The sequence below is a fragment of the Neolewinella aurantiaca genome (genome assembly GCF_008014675.1).
In the GTDB taxonomy this organism is placed as follows: Bacteria; Bacteroidota; Bacteroidia; order Chitinophagales; family Saprospiraceae; genus Neolewinella; species Neolewinella aurantiaca.
On sequence record NZ_VOXD01000014.1, the window covers coordinates 90,782 to 110,155 of the forward strand.

The following is a 19,374-nucleotide window of genomic DNA, read 5'->3' on the forward strand; positions in this document are numbered from 1 at the left end:
CATTTAAACTCTACCAGGTGGTCAAAAGTTTCCACCGTTTTTCAGATGGGCGGGGACGCGGGTGCAAAGTGACGCTTTCGGGCCGGGTTAGACGCTTCGTGGTTCATTCTGTTTCAAAAAACCTTCGCCCTGCACCTGCGGTCGCGCCGGCTTAAAAAGCCCGGTCTCCCCGCAAAATGGACAGGTTGTAGTTGAAGATAAATTTCGGCGTTTCGGCGTAGAGTTCTTCGTACAATTCGAGCGCCATCCGCCGCGCTTCGTCATCTATTCCTTCACTGATCCGGAAGCGCGTGAGGAAGGCTTCGGCCCTTTGTTCAGGGGTAAGTTCGTCGTCCTGCAGGATAGTTTCCACGGCCAGCAGGGCTTCTTCGGTATTCTGAGGATCGTAGGCAGCCAGAGCCCGTGCGTGCAACAACCGAACGCCGTTAATCAGGTCCGGGTTGCCCAGTTCTTCGGCGATGCGGCTCACTTCCTCCATCACTTCCTGCAGTGCTTCCAGTTGGTTATCAGCCAGTAACACACGTCCTTTTTCTTCGAGGCTGGAGCCAAGTACCAAGCGATTGTTGGTACTGCGGGCGATTTCAATGGCCTGGTCGTAGTACATCAGGGAGATGTCCAGCTGCCCCTGCAGATAGTAGATATCGCCCAGGGTGTTAACTGCTTTTGCAACGCCTTTGCGGTACCCGAGTTCGCGGCTTATGCTGAGGCTACGGTCGAGATGCTGAATCGCTTTGGTAAAATTCCCCATCACGCTGTTGATGTCTCCGATCAGTCCTTCCACAACCGCGATGCCCTGCCGGTCGCCGAGTTCCTGGCAAATCTGGAGGTCTTTGGTGAAGTGTTCAATCGCTTTTTCGTAGTCACCTTTCCTTTCGAACACACTGCCCAAGCTCCCCATACCGATGGCCTGAAGACGCTTATTGCCCAATTCCTTGGCCAGTTCCAGGCCGGCATAATGGTGTTCTTTGGCTCGGTCGTAATCTCCGCTTTCGAAGTAAATGATGCCCAGGTTGGTATGCAGGCTGGCCAGCCCCATAGTGTCCTGATTCTCTTCGTGACGCGGGATTTGTTCTTCCACGACCCTGATTGCTTCGGCATAATCGCCCAGGTTCATGTGGGTCAGGCCCAGATGACTGATCGTTTCGGCAGCACTGGAAGTACCGGCGCCGCTGAAACCATTGCTCAACGATTTTGCGTAGTACGTCAGGGCATCCTGATAATGCGCGGTTCTGAAGTAAAGATTGCCCATATTGCTGTGCGTCCGGGCGATTCCGAAGATATCGTCTACAGACTCAAACAGCCCAGCGGCGATGCGGAGATAGTTCATCGCCTTTTCGTAGTCTCCCTTTAGCGTGTGGAGCCGGCCGAGATGGTTGTTCGTCCGGCCGAGCAGGACGATGTCGCGGCTGGCCTTAGCGATGCGTTGGCCTTCTTCGTAAGCGCTCTGAGCCTCATCCCACCGGCCCACGATTTCGAGCACCTTGGCCCGGTTGAGGTGGGTATTAACGGTTAGTTCCTGGTCTTCCTGATTCGCGAACTTCTCTATGAGTCGTTCGTAGAGGTCGAGGGCCTGCTGGTTCTGAAAGTTGGCTCTGGCGTAATTCGCTGCCTTGCCCAGGTATTCTACTGTTTCTTCTTTCTCGCCCGCCTGCTCGTAATGAAACGCGAGATCCACGTAGCGTTCTTCGATGTTGTCGAAGTAAAGTTTCTTGATTGCATCCGCGATCTGGCGGTGCAACTGTTGCAAGCGCGTGGTCAGCTGCATACTGTACACCGCTTCGCGCAACAGACTGTGGCGGAAGATGTAGCGCAACTCGTTCATGGCGCTCCAGATTTGTCCTTTCTCGGCTACTTCGATTTGCTCGCGCAGCAGAGACATCACCTCTTCGGAGGAGCTCAGCCCGTTGTCTTCCCGAATGACTTCGGAGAGTACAGGTATATCAAACTCCCGACCGATCACAGCGGCAGCCTTAACGGTTTCCCGAACCATATCGGACAACCGGTCTATTCGGGAAGTAAGGATAGAAGTGATGCTCGTAGAAAGTTTGATGCTTTCGTCACTAAGGTGCAGGGCTCCGTCTTCGCCCGCAACCAAGAGGTCGTTTTCCCTGAAATATTCGAGGACCTGCTCCAGGTAAAATGGGTTGCTGTTGGTTGCCCTGAGCAGGGTTTCCAGGCAATCGTCTCCGATGGGTGCCCCGAGGGTGACTTCGGCCATCTTCCGGACCGCGGTTTCATCCAATGCGCTGATTTCCACCTTAAGAACGGGTAAGCCGATTTTTTCTCTGGCCTTTGGAGTTATGAGCTGCGGATAGGTTCCGTCATCTTCTGCCCGCGAAGTTGCAATAATCAGAAGCGGCAGGTCGGTGGTTCTACGGACAAGTTCGCGGATGACGGCGATGCTGTCATCATCCACCCAATGGATATCTTCCAGTTCCAGTACCGTTGGCTGAGCGAGGCATTCTGCCACTAACAGGTTGACGATAGCAGCGATGGTGTTTTGGTAGCGGCCCTGGGCATCGAGCTGCGTCCAGAGCGATCGTGCCGGAGCGATGCCGAGTTGTGCGGCAAGAACAGACTCGGTCCGTTCCAGCTCCCGCAAGGTGTTTTCTACTACTGCAGACTGTCCGAGGCGACGAAGACTTTGTTTCAGCTGACTTATGCGAAACTGGAACCTGCGCTCGTTTTGGGCACCCGCCAGATCGATGCTCTGGCGGAACATCCGGCGCAACAGGTAAGTGAAGGGGTTGAACGGCTTGCGCAGGATTTGATCCGAACTGGCGAGCAGCCAGTTGACCGCATCTTTTTGGTTGAGCTGCCGGTGAACTTCGTGGGTAAGCCGGCTTTTACCGATCCCCGCCTCTCCCAACACGTAGGCGAGGCCAGCGCATTTACCTTCGAAGATCGGCTGAGCAAAAGCCAGAAGTTCTGCAACCTCTTTTTCCCGCCCTACCAGTTCACCGCCGTAACTGGGCTTACCAAGCGACTGTCTCCTGCCGTTAAGAGAAAACGTGGGAACCGCCCCCTGGATGCCTTTGTAGTGAATGTCTCCTTTGAGCTGAAACCGGAAGTGAGGTGCTTTGGCCAACTCCTCATCCACCAGAATATCCTGCCAATCGGCAGACCCCATGATCCTTGCAGCCAGATTAACGAAGTTCCCGACACAAGCGTACTGTGCCCGCTCCTTGCCACCAACAATACCTGTGAACGCCGTGCCCACCGTCAGCCCCATCCGGTAACGGAAAGCAGACTGCTTTTCTTCGCGCAGTGCATCGAGCTCACTTTTCACCGTCAGGCAGAATTCCAACGCCCGGACGGCGTTGTTCTCGTACGAAACGGGAGCACCGAAGAAGATCACCATCAAAGAGCCTTTATCTCCGAAATCCACTTCTTTGAAGTAACCGCCAAAGTCGTTGACCTGGTTAAGCACAACGGTAGAAAATTCGTTCAGTTCTTCGTGGCTCCCCACCTCGCTGAAAGCGAGGAAAGCAGAAACGACAGACCGGAACTCTCCCGTTTGGTCATACCTTACGACTTCCGGAGGAAGGAAGGTTGTGGCCGTCTCAGCGTCTACAGCAGGCAGATTGAGGGGAGGATAATCGACATCGTCCAGAAAACTGCTGACATCACCCACAACCCGATAGGCGCCCTGATTGACCTCTTCCGCGACGATCGACTGATCTTCCAGCAAAGAGTGCATCGTCTCGTCCATCACGATGTCCTGCTCGTTTGCCTGCATCTGACAGTAAGCGGCCTGGTCTATGGCTGCCCCCCGAAAGTAAAAAGCCCGTAAACCATCGCCGACAATTCCATAATTAACCGTTCCTGCCGCAATTCCTGCTTTAACCCCAATAGTGTACTCGCCGAAGCGATTGTCTCTTTCCTGAAAAAGCGTCCGGGCCTTATCCGCTGTATGCAAAAGGTGAATGGCGTGGAGTCGGTCGAGGCTACCGGGAAACACCGCCGTAAAGGCATCTCCTGCGAAGTAAGGGATGAAACCACCTCTGGCATAAACCAGCGCTACGATTGGTTCGAAAATCTCATTGAGGATGAGAGAGAGTCGTTCAGCTCCTACGGGCCCTTCCTTCATCAGGGATTCCGTCAGAGGAGTAAACCCCGACAGATCGATGTTCATCGTGAAGCCTACAATGTCTCCGTGGAGTTGATCGGCCAGCAATCGTTGCTGAATAAATGGGGGAATTAACGGCTTCAATGGTAACTGATAAAAATGGATGTCGGCTAAAGATACGGCACGGGAAGCCCCTCCGGATGATAAAACAAGAGTTTATAGTAGAACTCGAAGCCAAAGGTAACGCAAGAGGTGCTGTATTAATAAACACGACCGCTCGTGTTGCCACGAGCGGTCGCGAGGGGGAAGATTTTGTCCAAAACCCTGAGAAAAGAATCCTGTCTCAGTCGTGGATTTTTTGAACATCTAGTGCAATCCGTGAATGTTTGAATTAAAACTTCCAGTTATTAAAAATGACGCACGCCATCAAATAAGGCCGAAGACAAGCTTAGACCTCCACCGATAGCAAATGCAAATAGAAAAGCGTACAACAAAGTCATTGGTAAGTAGATTAAAGTATGAATAGAACGGTGACAATGTTGCTCATGGAATATGATGCAATAACCAGAACTACTTTCAATTATCCAAATGATTGAGGACCTTTAAGTTACTAAGGCGCCGATTAAGGTTGCAGAAGAAGCGAATAAGGCTTCATCCACCTGAAAATCAGTCACCTTTGAAAAAGCCGAAACACTGTTGGGTGGTGTGAATTCCGAAATTATTCGGAAACAGGCAGAGACATCGCTACGACCAGTTCTTCTTCACCCGGAATTGTATCCGTTTTCCTGCGGAAAACAGAAAGATTTTCGGCTCCGTCCGGCATTGTGATGGGGTGCAGGCCAAACTGCCCGGCTGCCGGTACAATCGTGACCGGTTCTCCATCGTCGTCCTTACCAAAGAAAACAAAATAAGCTTCATGATCAGTCAGCAACTCTGCATGAGAGAGGTCAAGCAGAATCAATTGCTGGTCGTTCAGGTAATGCAGCAGAATTGCGCCGGTATCCAAAGGCGTTTTGATGGTCCTCATTTTACTCCAGTCCGGAGCCAATCCTTCCATTTCCTTCAGTGCCTGCTGGTGTGCATTATTGTCCTGAGCGTGATGGGCTTTTTCGGTAACTATTTCGGTCCGGTTAGTTTCGCTGAGGCGAAAAAGGTATCCGGAAAGCCCTAATAGCAACAGGCAGGCCGCCATCAGCGCATAGCGCCAGACATTGAGAGTATGGTTTCGTTCGGACATCGCGAGGATCATTTCATGATCCAGGTCTTCGTAATCCGCAGAAGTCCTCACCTCCCTGCCGGCAAGTGGTGTTGCCAGACCATTATTGACCGCATATTCATCAAGTTCGCGACGCATTTTATCGTAATCTTCCCGTGCGCCGGGATCTTCCTCGATGGTACGTTCCACCAACAGGGATTCTTTCCGGCTGGTAAGGCCGAGGATGTACTGCTCCAGTAAACCAGATTTCTTCAGACTTTCTCGGTCCATTTATTGGTGGGGCTAGATGATGAGGTTAAGTGATACGCTGATGGTTAAACGGAAGAGTCACGATTAGTGTTCAGGCAAAAAGGTGTTACCTCACGTAACACACCGCGGTCAACTTTTACCGACACTTTCTGTTGGCTCCTCATTCACCCAGTCCTCTCCCCCCCTTGAACGTGGCGGTACCAATCAGCTTACTGAAGGATAAGTCAGAAACGGCTATATGGTTCAGAAAAAATAGCTTACAATTGCTCATCTTTGGTGACACCACCCATCAGCCGGGCTTCCGGGATTAAAAACAATAACCTCTCCGCCATCAAACTAAAAACCTTCGGCATAAGGCATCATGGCCCTGGCTCTGCCCGCCGCCTCCGCGCCGCACTCGATGCGTATCTACCAGACCTTATCCTGATCGAGATGCCTGCGGATGCCGACAAAGTACTGCGCGAGGTCGTCACCAACGGCTTGCGACCTCCGGTCGCAATGGTACTGTACGATGCAAAAGACATCGAAAGGGCCAGCTTTTACCCCTTCGCGCGTTTCAGCCCGGAATACCAGGCAATCGACTGGGCTGTAGAGCGGGACATTGACGTATGGCCGATCGACCTGCCCGCCAGAAACTATCTCGCCGAAAAGGCTGCCGCTGTTCCACCCACACTGTTCGCGACCGGAGAGCCTCCCGTGGAAGAACCTTCCGTCCTGCCCGGTAAGACCAAAGAACAACTCCGCCGTCAGCTTCGTCGTGATCCGCTTTCCCTGATGGCAGAGCTGGCGGGCTATCAGGACTCCGAAGCCTGGTGGGATGCTACCCTGGAACGCGGACACGAAGACTCTCTGGCTGTTTTCGAAGCCCTGCTCAGCATGGTAGCCGAGCTGCGCGAGACCTTCCCCTCTGCCTCCGACGACGAGAACCAGCGCCGCGAAGCCTTCATGCGCACCGAAATCCGCAAAGCGCTGAAAACCGGAGCCGAACGCATCGCGGTCGTCGTTGGCGCCTGGCACGGCCCTGCTGTGTCCGATCCTCTGAAGTACAAAGCGACGGCCGATAAAGCAATCCTGAAAGGATTGCCGAAGGTGAAAATCGCCGCAGCCTGGGTCCCGTGGTCGTACCCCCGGCTGGCCCGGGCCGGAGGCTACGGCGCCGGAGTAGCCAGCCCGAACTGGTACCAATTCGTGTACGACTTCCCGGATAATGCAACCGACCGCTGGATGGCAACAGCGGCAAAACTCCTGCGCGGCGAAGGGTTCGACGCCAGCCCCGCCATGGCCACCGAAGGAGTCTCGCTGGCCAAAACACTTGCCACGCTGCGCGACCACGAACAGCCGGGCATCCATGAACTCGAGCAGGCCCTGCTCGGAACTCTGGCTGCGGGCAGGCCAGAGCGCTTAGCGGTTATTCACGAAAAGCTGACCATCGGTACAACGGTAGGCTTCGTTCCGCCCGACGTAACGACAGTTCCCCTCCTGCAAGACCTCAACCGGGAGTTAAAAAGTACCCGCATGGCAAAACTGTGGGAAACAGCCGGCGAACAGTACCTGAAAGCTACCAAGACTAACCCCCGGGGAGGCATTGACCTGCGCGCCAACAACGACCTGCGCAAAAGCCATCTGCTCCACCGCCTCAACCTGCTCGAAATAACCTGGGGGAAACTCCAGCCGGCAGGTCCGGACAGCCTGAGCAGTTTCAAAGAAATCTGGCTACTGGAGTGGCAACCGGAATACAGCCTTTTCCTGATCGAACGTGCAAGCTACGGCAATACCGTTGCTGTAGCCGCAGGAAGGTACGCCCGCGAGAAAGCCGCAGAAATGAGAACCGTGCGGCCGCTTGCCCAGCTCACCCTCGATTGTCTGCGGGCCAACCTGCCCGAAGCCATTCCCGATCTGATGGCTCTGCTTCGTGAACGCGCTGCAGAAACAACCGACGTAGCTTCTTTGCTCGCCGCCTTACCGACTCTGGTGCAGACCTCCCGCTACGGGGATTCGCGCAAAACGGATACCACCGCCCTGCTGATGGTGATCGATGAATTGTTGCCGCGACTTGCCGCCGGCCTGCCGGTAGCGACCACCAATATCGACGACGAGCAGGCCGGGGAACTACTCCAGCACCTTGCCGCAGCCAACTATGCGTTGGCGCAACTCGACAACGAGCAACACACCGAAATATGGACCAGCGGCCTCCGCCGAACGGCTGCCGCCGGAGGGGTACACCCGCTCCTGGAAGGCCACACGATCCGCTTGCTTTACGACCACGATATGCTGGACGACCAGGAAGCCGCCCAGCGGTTCTCCCGGGCGTTATCGGCAGCTAATGGAGCACAGGCGGTTGCGCAGTGGCTCAGTGGGTTCCTGCACGGCAGCGGGCAGCTGCTCTTCCATTATCCTCCGCTGTGGGGCCTGGTAAACGACTGGGTAGCGGGGCTGGTCTGGGAAGACTTCGAGAACATACTCCCACTCCTGCGGAGGACCTTTGCTGACTTCAGTCAGTTCGATCGGCAGCGGCTTCTTACCCTGGCGCGGAAGAAGGGCGACGAACGGAAAACGGACATTGCGGTCATACCGGAAACACCCCGGCATGCTTCAGCAGCAGGCTCGGCAGCAGGTGCAAAGAAAGTTGAACTAAGCACAGATGCACCGCAAGCCAACGTCTCCGGCGAAGACCTGATCGAAGCCCTGCTGGGCTGGATGGGGTAAACACAGAACCCGGGAAGTTGGGAACCAAGCATTTCCACCCCTAACTTTGCCAAATCAACCTTTGCTCCTTCATCCCTTCTCCGCACCTGCGGCCGCGCCCGAAAAAACGTAACGACATCAGAACACGCCCCGAAAAAACCTTTCTCATCGCCGCCGTATTTCTGGCCGGGCTTTGCAGCATCGTCTACGAATTACTAATCAGTACCACGAGTAGCTATTTCCTGGGGGATAGCGTGAAGCAGTTCAGCCTCACCATCGGTATTTATATGTTTGCGATGGGCGTCGGGTCGTTTCTGACCAGATTTGTTGAGGAGCGGGAACTGGAGGCTTTCATCCGTACGGAACTGCTGCTGGGCCTGCTCGGTGGAGTTTCCGTTCCGCTTCTGTACTTCCTGTTTCAGTACCAAACCAACACCCAGTATCAGTTCACGATGCTTGGCCTTGTTTTCGGCATCGGGATGCTGACCGGGCTGGAAATTCCACTGCTTGCCCGGGTGATGGAACGCTATTCACCATTAAAAGAGAACCTGGCCGATGTTCTCGGTTTCGACTATGTCGGTGCGCTTGCTGCCACACTTCTTTTTCCTTTTCTGTTGTTGCCCTTTGTGGGATTGTACAGCTCCAGTCTGATTTTCGGAGCCGTTAATCTGCTACTCGGCTTTGGAGTTTGCTGGTTCTTCCGCGACCAGTTGGACACCAAACGTAAGCGGGCAGTGTACATCTGGACGGCCATCGGCCTGGTAGCCTTCGGAGCGTTACTGGCCTGGGCTAATCCCTTCCTTGCGCAGTGGGAAGCAAGCGCCTATCCGCATCGGGTAATTTACCGCGAGCAATCACCTTACCAGCAAATCACGCTCACCCAAAACAAGGATGACCTGCGGTTGTACCTCAACCGCGTTATCCAGTTTTCAAGCCGCGATGAATACCGCTACCATGAGGCGTTAGCCCTGATTCCGGCAGCCGGCACTCCGGCGGTTAAACGGGCGTTGATTCTCGGCGGCGGCGAAGGCCTGCTCGCCCGGGAGCTACTCAAACTCCCCGAACTTGAACAACTCACCATCGTTGACCTCGACGAGCGGATATTCGACCTCGCCCGCCGACACGAGGTCATCAAGGCGCTGAACGCGGGTGCCGTAGACGACCCCAGGGTGCAGTGCATCGCTGCCGATGCGGCCGTATTCCTGCGCAACGACACTACAACCTACGACCTGATCCTTGCCGACCTGCCCGACCCTTCCAACGAAAGTGTCGCCCGGCTCTACAGCACCTGGTTTTTCGGGATGGCAAAAGCCCGGCTTGCGCACAACGGAGTATTTGCGACCCAGGCAACCAGTCCGTACCATACCCGTAAGACCTTCTGGTGCATCGCTAAAACGCTCGAAGCTATCGGCTTTGAGCACATCCGGCCGTACAAAATAACGGTTCCCAGCTTCGGGGTATGGGGCTTCATTATGGCCGGCGGCGGAAGCGCCGCCCCCGCACTCCGGACCGACGTTTCAAGAAAATTCCTGGAACCCGAAGCCCTCCCCGCAATGTTCTACTTCCCACCCGACCTGCGGGAACCAACCGAACTTAATCTGCAACCCAATCGCCTCGACCGTCCCGTTTTGCTGGACTACTTCCTCGATGAATGGTCCGATTGGCAACGCGAAAAGACCTATTGATGCCTGCTCCCAAATCTTTCCCCTTACCGCCAGGAACAAAAGTTCTTGGGCGCCACGTCCACCTCGACCTTTACGAGTGTACTGCGGGTATCCTGTCTGCTCCGGCAGATTCAGAACGCATCCTCAACGCTGCCGCGCACGAGATGAACGCGACCATTGTGGGCAGTCACTTTCACGCCTTCAATCCTCACGGTGTTAGCGGCGTAGTTGTTATCGCCGAGAGTCACCTGACGGTGCACACCTGGCCCGAACACAATTACGCAGCCATCGACATTTTCAGCTGCGGAGACCTGGACCTGGATGCGGGAATCAAACTACTGATCGCAGAGTTTGGCGCCAGGCGGCATTACCTGGCTGCTTTTGACCGGGGATGGGTCAACGATCACTCCAGCGGGGGCTAAGCCCCCGTAGCCCCAGCGACACGGTGCGTTAGAAGTAAACCGCCTTGTTAAGTTCCGGGGCGCTCAGTTCGTACGTTCCGGAGACAAAACCATCCATTGAAGGCAGCGGCATCTTCTTCCTGAACGTGGTGATAAGTTTTACGCCTTTCTTGATTTCATCGCCGGTGCAGTCCTGAGGTGTAACCGAATACTCAGCTTCGCCGGTGGAAAGATTATAGTCTAATTCGGTGTACTCCGTACATGCATCATCATTGATGATCGTTGCGCCGATGAGTTTGAAATCGCCATCCTGCCAGCGGAACCGGTGGGTATTGTGCCACTTGGCCCGGCTGCCGCCGAAATGCCGGACGACGATGGTTCCGTTCTCGATTTTCACACTTTCGAGCGGATCGCCCATCATGCCACCGTGTCTGGTGGAAAGGATGACTTCCCCCGCTGTGTACCAGGCATCGAGGTCTGCGCCTTCGCCGGAGTAAACCACCAACTGACGTTTAAAGCCAAGTCCGTCGTTCTCTTCTTTGGTGGTTATTACATCCAGCCGGTCGCGCTCTCCGTCGCCGTTGAGGTCGTCTTCGACGTTTGCTTCCGGAGTTTCATCTTCAACGAAGGTGGCTTTGCCGGATCTGATCTGCACCTTTTTGGGTGCGGGCAGTTTCATTTCGGGCTTTTGTGTTACCGCTGCGTCCGGGGCTTTATCGTCGTTTTTGCAAGCACAAAGAATCAGAAGAAGAAAAAGAGGGAAGTATTTCATGCCGTAAATATCGGGTAAAAAACGAGCCTTCCGCCTACCGGAGCTTTGCTTTTTGTTTTTCGTACTGCATCCTGCGATGGCGCCACCACTTCATATTCCGGCGCGAACGCAGGGTGCAAAGACGGCTGATCGGCAAGGTAAAAATGTTAAAGCCCAAGCAAAATTCTTTAATACATCTAATTCCGATGTATCATTGTTCTATGTATTCAAAAGAACTAATAAAAGGTACTCTCCGAACGGTGGTGCTCAGGTTGCTCGATCAGGAAGGTCGTCTCTACGGCTACCAGATGAACAAACGGGTGGAAGACCTGAGCGACGGTCGTTACACCCTGACGGAAGGCGCGCTGTACCCGTTGCTCCACAAACTGGTGAAAGACGGCCTGCTCACCACCGAAACCGAGAAAGTCAACGGCCGGGCCCGCCGCTATTACAGTATCACCGAGGCGGGCCGCGCAGCGGCCACCAGCCGGCGGGAAGAATTCCGCAGCTTTCTGCTCACGATGCAAACCCTGCTCGACTTAAAACCCGAAAAGACATGATCATCCTCTCCGAACATCAGGTTGCCCGGGTACAGGCGCACCTTGCCCGGGCCGGCCTGAACGAACAGCTCAGCACCGAGCTGCTCGATCACCTCTGCTGCGCCATCGAAGCCCGGATGACTACCGGCGAATCTTTCGATCAGGCCCTGAGCGAAACGCTGAAAAGCTGGCCCATCCGCCAACTCCGGGACCTGCAAAAGACCATCAATTTCACCACAAAAACCAAACCCATGCTTTACCGCGCTTCTGCTGCCATTGCGCTCGTCGCTGGCATCTGCCTGCTTTCTCCCTTCACTTCCGTTGATCACTCAGCGCCGCTGGCGCTGGACCACCATGACCATTCCTCGGATTACGCCGCCGACTACAGCCGGTTCGACCCGCCTACCGCCAGCCCGATCGCGGGAGTGGACATGAAAGCGGCTCTGTCATCAGGTTTCGGTATGCGTAAGCATCCCCTTACCAAAAGAACGACCCTACACCGGGGTATCGACCTGAAAGCCAAAGTCGGGACTCCGGTACAAGCCACAGCTCCCGGAAAAGTTATTTATGCCGGCGAAGACGGCAACTATGGCATTACGGTCCGCATTCTGCACGAGGATGGTTACGTAACCGCTTATTGCCACCTGAGCAAGCACGTTGTTGAACGGGGAGACCGGGTCATCCTTGGCCAGGAAATTGCCGCGGTAGGTACTACCGGCCAATCGCTCGGGCCGCACCTCCACTACGAAGTACTGAAGGATGACGTACCGGTTAATCCGCTGGCGCTGGTAGATTAGAAGGAAAAGCTCTTAGCGCAACAACACAACCCCTCCTGAACGGGTAATTTGCATAAGCCCGTTGAAATAACTTATGCCGTAAACGTAGTGGCCGTTGCCCGCCATCTTCCCGTTCACCGTGCCATCCCACCCTTCGGTGATGTCCTGCCCAACGTACACTTCCCCTCCCCACCGATCGAAAACCTGAAGGCTGAAATCGCTCACGAGGTTGCATTCGTCCGTATCCGGGAAGGCCCGGAATACATCGTTGATGCCATCGCCGTTGGGTGAGAAAGCATTGGGGAGATAAAGGCGGCAGCAATCACGAAAGCTGACTTCCACCGTGGTGGATGCATCCGAGCAGGCGTTGGCCCGCAGCAATTCGTAAGTGCCTCCCGTTCGGAATACCCGATCCGGGGTATCGGGTGTTCCGTCGGCCCAGGCGTAGCGAACGCCGGGCTCGGAGCCCGGCTGAAAAACGAGGCTATCGCCGAGGCAAACGCTCTCCTGCACGATGGCGGCGGTCAACTGCGGAGCATCTGCCGCAGCAGTTACGCGAACGGTAGCGGAGTCTTCGCGGCAGCCTGTGGTTACCCTCAGGGTGTATTCTCCGGGTTCATCAGCGAGAGTGGTTCTTGTTGTGTCACCGTTGCTCCAGCGGTAGGTGAGGCCGGCAATATCCGGTCCTTCCAGAACGAGCGCGGTTTCCGGGCAGAGCGTAGTGTCGGCCGGGAGGCCAAAAGGAGCGGGGAGATAGGGAGCGAGGCTGAAGTTGAAACTGAAAAAGTCTCCGCGTTCGCATTTCCCGGCGACGTTGACACCGATGATCCGTTCTCCTCCGGCTACTTCATCTCCCTCTATTCCGAAACGGATGCGGGACAGGGTTGCGAGCAACAACTCGCTACTTCCGCCGGGCTCTTCCAGCATGAGCGTCAGGTTACGGCTACGGTTGCCGTTTGCCACAATGCCTGCGGGCAGGTCATCGACTTCGAGGAAATCCATTGCACCTGCGTTCGCGCCGCCTATCGACACCAATATCCGGGATACGCTGCCCGGCGGGGAGACCAGCACCGCTGAATCAAGTAATAAAATGGGCGTTTCGTAGCAGGCCGGGTCGGGTATTGCAGCGGGAAAGGACGCGATGCGCGGGCATGTTTGATCCTGAGTAGCAGTAACGGGAACCGGCCGAAAAACCGGCGGATCGAAGCGTTCATCCTGGCGATCAAATGCGATGCCTGCTGCGGTGGAAGTCGGGAAGATTTCCCGCCCTGCGACGTTATCGGTGAGCGAATAACAATTCGCCACAGGATCGTTTAATCCAGGGCCGACACTGATGAGGAGCGCATCCGATCCGTCTTCGCCCGGGCAGAGGTTACCCCGGCCGTAGAAGTAGAACCCGCCGCCTGGCCTGGCGGCCAGACCGTTGAAATAGTTATTTGCATTTCGGGTACCGAAGGCGACATTCAGGGGCGTACCGGTACCGGCCACGTCGAAATCTGTTACCAGGCCAAAGTCGACCGACTCGTTGTCCAAACCGGAGCCGACAATAAGGAGCCGGTCTTGTCCGATAGCGAGCAAATCGCGGGCCGTAGAGTATTGTGAGTTTATCCGCTGGAATGCGCCCGCCACTTCGAGGTTCTGGTCGATGATAATAGTTACGCCTACCCGGCCGCCTTCTACGCGGCGCGACCCGACGATGGCCAGAAAGCCCTGCGGCAACAGTTCCAGTGCTACCCCGGCCTCATCGGCACCATCCTCTCCCTCGGGGAAGTCGTAGCGTTGGCTACGAATGAGGCTGCCGGCTGGCGTGAACTCCGCAACGAAGTAGCCATTTTTTCCCGTCGGGCCTCCGGTGAGGTGGAAGTCTCCTGCGGCGAAGATGTTGCCGTTGGGCCCTATCTCGACATCAGTAAAGATGGAAAACTGATTACCGGGGATAGAGAATGCCCTGCGAAAGACCTCGTTACCCTGCGCATCGAGGCGGGAGATGATGGCCTCGTTGATGATGCCGGTGTTTCCGGCGACTACCACGCCACCGTCGGGGTAAGGTGCCATAGTGCGTATCTGTTCGTCGACCGTCTCTACGCCCCAACCGAAGCCGGTGGCTTCGCTCGTATTAGCGTTGACGAGGTAGACGACCCAGTCGTCTACAATTTCGAAAGGGGTGCGCCAGCAGCCTACCCAGAAGGTACTGTCGGTTTGGCGGGCCAGGGTCATACCCCGCGTTCTCAGGTTATAATCCGGGGTAATTGAACCAATTACTTCTCCCTGGCCGTTGAGCGTGAGCAATATTGCGTGATCTGTCCCGCTTGAATCCCGGGAATTCCCGACGGCGACCAGGCGTTCGGGGCTGAGCACGATTAGATCGCTGAGGCTTTCCGCACCACCAAAATCGTAGTAGCGGTGAAAATCCTGAGCGGAGCCTCCGGAGGAGAGAAAGAGACAGAAGAGTAGAAAACGGTACATTCTGGTATCAAGATACTGCTGATGAGTCATTTGTGACCTGCGGAGCAGTGATAAATCCCGAATTGTCGCTATCCGATTGTTGGACATTGCATCTCAACCGGCACTGCATCCTGCGTTCGCGCGGGGGAAATGGCCTGATAGTCTTGCAGCCTTACCCGGCTACTCCCTACCTTCGTGCCAATGCAATTTAAGCTACACCATACCGACCAGAAATCCGACGCCCGCGCCGGTACCATTACTACCGATCACGGTAAGATCAATACGCCCATCTTCATGCCCGTTGGCACCATCGGGACTGTGAAAGGTGTACACCAGGCCGAGCTGAAAGAACAGGTAAAAGCCCAGATCATCCTTGGCAACACCTACCACCTTTACCTCCGCCCGGGTATGGAGACGATGGAAGCGGCCGGCGGTCTGCACAAGTTCATGAACTGGAACGGTCCGATTTTGACCGACAGTGGCGGTTACCAGGTTTTCAGCCTCGCCCACCGGCGCAAGATCACCGAAGAAGGCGCCACCTTTGCCAGCCACATCGATGGCTCACGCCACCTCTTCAGCCCTGAATCCAGCCTCGGCATTCAACGCAGCATCGGGGCCGATATCGTAATGGCCTTCGATGAGTGCCCGCCCTACCCCAGCACCAGGGAATACGCCAAAAACAGCATGGACCTTACCCACCGCTGGCTGGAACGGTGCGTGACGTTCATGAACGAAACCTCCCCGAAATACGGCCACAGTCAGGCCCTTTTCCCCATCGTTCAGGGTAGTAGCTTTGACGACTTGCGGACGAAGTCCTGCGAGTTCATCGCCAGCCAGGACCAACCCGGTAACGCCATCGGCGGCCTCTCCGTCGGCGAACCAATCGAGGATATGTACCGCATCAGTAAGCTCTGTTGTGACGTGCTCCCCAAAGATAAACCCCGCTACCTGATGGGCGTTGGTACCCCGGCCAACATCATCGAGTGCATCAGCCGGGGTGTTGATATGTTCGACTGCGTATTGCCCAGCCGCAACGCCCGCCACGGCGTGATTTATACCCGCAACGGGATTATGAACATGAAGAACGCAAAATGGCGTACCGACTTCTCGCCCATCGATGACCGGCCCGACGCAGCTCCTACTTCACAAACGCACACAAAAGCTTACCTGGCTCACCTCTTCCGGGTAGGTGAATTGCTCGGCCCGCAGTTGGCGACCTTGCACAATCTCGCGTTTTACCTCTCGTTGGTCACCGAAGCACGAGAACACATCATCGAAGGAGATTTCGCAGACTGGGCAGCCAGCGTATTGCCGGGGTTGGAGCGGAAGTTGTAAATCAAAGCACCCCAATTCCCCGCGAAGGCAATTGAGGTGCAAAAACAACATAACGTAAATCTTTTGCAGGGGTGTCTCGTAGTGGACAGCTCGTAGTAGATAGCGCTACCGTACTTTGCAGGCAGAGTAGCGTTACTCAATGCACAACACCCCTGCCGCGCATTGTAAAACCAGTGATTCTACGATGACCTCTGCCGTTACTAACTCAACCGATCTTAACTGCGGTAAAGTTGCATTTACTAAATTACGGGCACCAATGAAGAAGAAAGTAATCATGCCCGTCCGCGCGCAACTGCGCGGTTACCTGCGCAAGCACCGCCGCGAGGTAGATCTTCCCCTGCAGTACGAAGACCTCGACCGGTTTCAGCAGACCATTGACCTGATCAATCATGCCGGCGAAGACACGCTTTGGCAAACCATTTTTTACGACGAGTACGAGCGCGCGCCCATCATGGAAGGGCTGAAAAAAATCTACGCCCACCTGCGGATGGGCGGAGACATGTCAGCACTCGAGCATCTGGAAGTGGCCAGAGTAGATTACTGCCTGTTTGGAAACACCAAACCCTTTCGGGTCCGGATCATCAACCGGCTCAACGACAACTACGACCACTTTTACGTCAAGAAGACAGATGCCAACCGCGTGTACGGGCTTGAACTGGAAGAACTGCTCAGCCCCGAGTCCGTTCGCTATCTGGTAGACGGCGACACCCTGATCGAGGAACACATCGCCGGCATCCCCGGCGACGATTTCTTCAAGAGTAAGCTCGATGATATTACCTTCAACCAGATCCGGATGGCGAAGGAATTCGTCAAATTCAACGAGCGTTGCTTCGTTCGCCTCCTTGGCGATATGCGGGCCTACAATTACGTGATCGACATTACGCCCGACATCGAAGGCAGCCAGTTTCGCTTTCGCGCCATCGACTTCGACCAGCAGTGCTACGAGGGTAAAAAGTCGTTTTACCTGCCACAATACTTCAAGGAAAACAACCCGATCATCAACCTTGGCATTCAGCATATCGGACCGCCTGCGGTCCGGCAATACCAACTCGAAGAGCGGGCGATGATCGGCGCCAGAATCAAGGTCGGCAACCGCCGCGTCCGGGATTTATTGAAGATTATATCTGAAGACGAAGTTTCCTTCGCCGAGAAAACCCAACAGCTCAAGGAAGAACTGAACGCCCACCACGAAACTAAACTCTTCAACCGCTGCCGAAGCATGGGAGATGTTTTACAGGCGCAACTACGACTCTCGTTGGAGAAAGACTTCCGGCAGAGTTTGGGGAGTATGTAGAGCCCGGCACTGCCGCAGGCGGATGAGCGGCAACAGCGTCAGCACTACCTACTGCTTAGATCCTACCCCACCAGTTCCATCCATTCCATTTCTTTTTCCTCGATCTGCTCGTTGAGCTCGTTGAGCTCACGGCCGAGGTCGGCGATTTTATCGGGGTTCAGTCCGGTTGGATCGAGGAAAATCTTATTGATCTTCGACTTGGCTTCCTCCAGTTTTTTCAGTTGGCCCTCGATGCGGCGAATGGCTTTGCGGGTCTCCTGAGACATGTGTTCCTGGGGCTCCTCTTTTTTGGGCGCGGCCGCAGGTGCAGTGGAAGCCTTTTCGGCGAGGGCTGCTTTCTCGGCGGCCAGTTCTTCCTTGCGGGTGGCCCGGTACTCTGTGTACAGGCCGTTCCAATCGCGGAGGTTGCCATCTTCTTCGAAGATGAAGAGATGCTGACAGATTTTGTCCAGAAAGAACCGGTCGTGAGAAACGATAAGTACACAGCCGGGGAAGTCGATCAGGAAATCCTCAAGAATATTGAGGGTCATGATGTCCAGGTCGTTCGTCGGCTCATCGAGAATGAGGAAGTTGGGGTTCTTCATCAGGATGGTGAGCAAGTAGAGGCGTCGGCGCTCTCCTCCACTCAGCTGACTGATGTACACCTGCTGTTGCTTATCGGGGAACATGAAGCGGTTCAGCAGGCCGCGGGCGGTCAGTTTCTGGCCTTTCTCGAGTGGGATAAACTCGGCAATTTCACGAATGGCTTCGATGACGCGCTTGTCTTTGTCGAGGTTAATACCATCCTGGGTGTAATAGCCGAAGTGCGTATTTACGCCGTGCACGACCTTACCGGTATCCGGTTCTAGCTCTTTCGTGAGCATGTGTAGCAGGGTCGACTTGCCCGCCCCGTTGCGACCTACGATGCCGGCCCGCTCGCCTTTCTGGAATTTATAGCTGAAGCCCTTCACCAGCGTCCGGTCTCCGTACGACTTACCGATGTTGTGCGCTTCCAGAATTTTTCCGCCAAGACGCTGGCCTTTTATCTCGATGGTGAGTTCGTCTTCGCTGCGGTGGCCACTGACTTTATTTTTCAGCTCGTGAAAGTCCTTGATGCGGCTTTTGGCCTTCGTACCCCGCCCCGATGGCATCCGGCGGACCCATTCGAGTTCTTTCTTCATCCGCTTTTTGTCCTTGTCCAGTTCAGCGGCTGAGGTTTCTTCGCGGATGGATTTCTTCTCCAGAAAATCGGAGTAGTTGCCGGTGTAGTGGTAAATGTTGCCGCCGTCGAGTTCAATGATACGGTTACAGACACGCTCCAGAAAGTAACGGTCGTGCGTCACCATCAGGAGGGTGAGGTTGGTAGACTGCAGCCACTCTTCGAGCCACTCGATCATGTCCAGATCGAGGTGGTTCGTCGGCTCATCCATGATGATGAGGTCGGGCTCATCGATGATGAGTTTGGCGAGGGCAACGCGCTTGCGTTGGCCACCGGAGAGGGTGCTCACCTTTTGGTCGAACCGCTCGATGTTGAGTTTGAAGAGCACCTCCTTGATGCGGGCCTCAATATCCCAGGCCTGGAGGCGATCCATGCGGGTGAGGGCATTTTGCAGCTTCTCGGGTTGGTCCGTCCGGCTGAGGGCTTCTTCGTAGTCGCGCACTGCGCGGACCATTTCGTTGTCGGAGTTGAACACTGCATCCATTACCGTTGCGTCTTTACCGAAGTCAGGTTCCTGCGGCAGGTACGCCATACGGGCGTCTTTGTGAATGTAGACTTCTGACCCCAGCCCTTCGGGCAGGTCGATGCCGGCGGCGACGCGCAGCAGGGTGGATTTCCCCGTACCATTCTTGGCCACCAGAGCGACCTTGGTGTTCCTGGCCACCTGAAGGCTTACGCGGTCGAAGAGGACTTTTTCGCCGTATATTTTAGAAACGTCGGTTAGTTCGAGATAGACCACGGTTGGTAATTTG

Annotated in this window: 12 protein-coding genes; 7 read left to right on the plus strand and 5 right to left on the minus strand. The window is 55.2% G+C overall.

The annotated features are described in order from the left end of the window. Window positions 1-151: 151 nt before the first annotated feature. Complete coding sequence (locus FUA23_RS10725) at window positions 152-4,213, minus strand: tetratricopeptide repeat protein (protein ID WP_147930741.1); 4,062 nt, start codon at window positions 4,211-4,213, stop codon at window positions 152-154. Window positions 4,214-4,787: 574 nt separating this feature from the next. Continuing rightward, window positions 4,788-5,555, minus strand: coding sequence for a hypothetical protein (locus tag FUA23_RS10730; RefSeq protein WP_147930742.1), 768 nt, complete (start codon window positions 5,553-5,555; stop codon window positions 4,788-4,790). A 255-nt stretch (window positions 5,556-5,810) separates the two neighbouring features. Here FUA23_RS10730 and FUA23_RS10735 point away from each other — a divergent pair, with 255 nt between their 5' ends. The 3 genes from FUA23_RS10735 (at window position 5,811) to speD (ending at window position 10,305) form a co-directional block, all read left to right on the plus strand. Beyond that, window positions 5,811-8,240: a DUF5682 family protein gene (locus tag FUA23_RS10735; protein WP_147930743.1), complete on the plus strand. Its 2,430-nt coding sequence runs from the start codon at window positions 5,811-5,813 to the stop codon at window positions 8,238-8,240. 86 nt (window positions 8,241-8,326) lie between these two features. Then, on the plus strand, window positions 8,327-9,904 hold the full coding sequence (locus tag FUA23_RS10740; RefSeq protein WP_262713703.1) for a polyamine aminopropyltransferase: 1,578 nt from the start codon (window positions 8,327-8,329) through the stop codon (window positions 9,902-9,904). Further along, window positions 9,904-10,305, plus strand: a complete 402-nt coding sequence (speD, locus tag FUA23_RS10745; protein ID WP_147930745.1) for an adenosylmethionine decarboxylase — start codon at window positions 9,904-9,906, stop codon at window positions 10,303-10,305. The genes FUA23_RS10740 and speD overlap by 1 nt, the downstream gene beginning before the upstream one ends. 28 nt (window positions 10,306-10,333) lie before the next feature. On the opposite strand, the gene FUA23_RS10750 is transcribed toward speD, so the two are convergent. Then, window positions 10,334-11,056, minus strand: a complete 723-nt coding sequence (locus FUA23_RS10750; RefSeq protein WP_147930746.1) for a hypothetical protein — start codon at window positions 11,054-11,056, stop codon at window positions 10,334-10,336. A gap of 200 nt (window positions 11,057-11,256) precedes the next feature. On the opposite strand from FUA23_RS10750, the gene FUA23_RS10755 reads away from it, so the two are divergent. Next, window positions 11,257-11,595, plus strand: a complete 339-nt coding sequence (locus tag FUA23_RS10755; RefSeq protein ID WP_147930747.1) for a PadR family transcriptional regulator — start codon at window positions 11,257-11,259, stop codon at window positions 11,593-11,595. Then, window positions 11,592-12,371: a M23 family metallopeptidase gene (locus tag FUA23_RS10760; RefSeq protein WP_147930748.1), complete on the plus strand. Its 780-nt coding sequence runs from the start codon at window positions 11,592-11,594 to the stop codon at window positions 12,369-12,371. The genes FUA23_RS10755 and FUA23_RS10760 overlap by 4 nt, the downstream gene beginning before the upstream one ends. A gap of 12 nt (window positions 12,372-12,383) precedes the next feature. Here the strand turns inward: FUA23_RS10760 and FUA23_RS10765 are convergent, their stop codons facing one another. Then, complete coding sequence (locus FUA23_RS10765; RefSeq protein ID WP_187270969.1) at window positions 12,384-14,816, minus strand: T9SS type B sorting domain-containing protein; 2,433 nt, start codon at window positions 14,814-14,816, stop codon at window positions 12,384-12,386. A gap of 180 nt (window positions 14,817-14,996) precedes the next feature. On the opposite strand from FUA23_RS10765, the gene tgt reads away from it, so the two are divergent. Further along, the gene (gene tgt / locus FUA23_RS10770; protein ID WP_147930750.1) at window positions 14,997-16,130 is read left to right on the plus strand and encodes a tRNA guanosine(34) transglycosylase Tgt; all 1,134 of its coding nucleotides are present in this window, start codon (window positions 14,997-14,999) and stop codon (window positions 16,128-16,130) included. A gap of 256 nt (window positions 16,131-16,386) precedes the next feature. Next, a complete protein-coding gene (locus FUA23_RS10775; RefSeq protein ID WP_147930751.1) occupies window positions 16,387-17,424 on the plus strand; it encodes a hypothetical protein in 1,038 nt (345 codons plus the stop codon). A 62-nt stretch (window positions 17,425-17,486) separates the two neighbouring features. Here the strand turns inward: FUA23_RS10775 and FUA23_RS10780 are convergent, their stop codons facing one another. After that, a complete protein-coding gene (locus tag FUA23_RS10780; RefSeq protein ID WP_147930752.1) occupies window positions 17,487-19,361 on the minus strand; it encodes an ABC-F family ATP-binding cassette domain-containing protein in 1,875 nt (624 codons plus the stop codon). Window positions 19,362-19,374: the final 13 nt, after the last annotated feature.

Coding starts and splice junctions, on each gene's coding strand:
- FUA23_RS10750 (WP_147930746.1), bottom strand. CDS start 11,056: ATGAAATACTTCCCTCTTTTTCTTCTTCTGATTCTTTGTGCTTGCAAA.
- speD (WP_147930745.1), top strand. CDS start 9,904: ATGCCTGCTCCCAAATCTTTCCCCTTACCGCCAGGAACAAAAGTTCTT.
- FUA23_RS10775 (WP_147930751.1), top strand. CDS start 16,387: ATGAAGAAGAAAGTAATCATGCCCGTCCGCGCGCAACTGCGCGGTTAC.
- FUA23_RS10755 (WP_147930747.1), top strand. CDS start 11,257: ATGTATTCAAAAGAACTAATAAAAGGTACTCTCCGAACGGTGGTGCTC.
- FUA23_RS10765 (WP_187270969.1), bottom strand. CDS start 14,816: ATGTACCGTTTTCTACTCTTCTGTCTCTTTCTCTCCTCCGGAGGCTCC.
- FUA23_RS10760 (WP_147930748.1), top strand. CDS start 11,592: ATGATCATCCTCTCCGAACATCAGGTTGCCCGGGTACAGGCGCACCTT.
- tgt (WP_147930750.1), top strand. CDS start 14,997: ATGCAATTTAAGCTACACCATACCGACCAGAAATCCGACGCCCGCGCC.
- FUA23_RS10730 (WP_147930742.1), bottom strand. CDS start 5,555: ATGGACCGAGAAAGTCTGAAGAAATCTGGTTTACTGGAGCAGTACATC.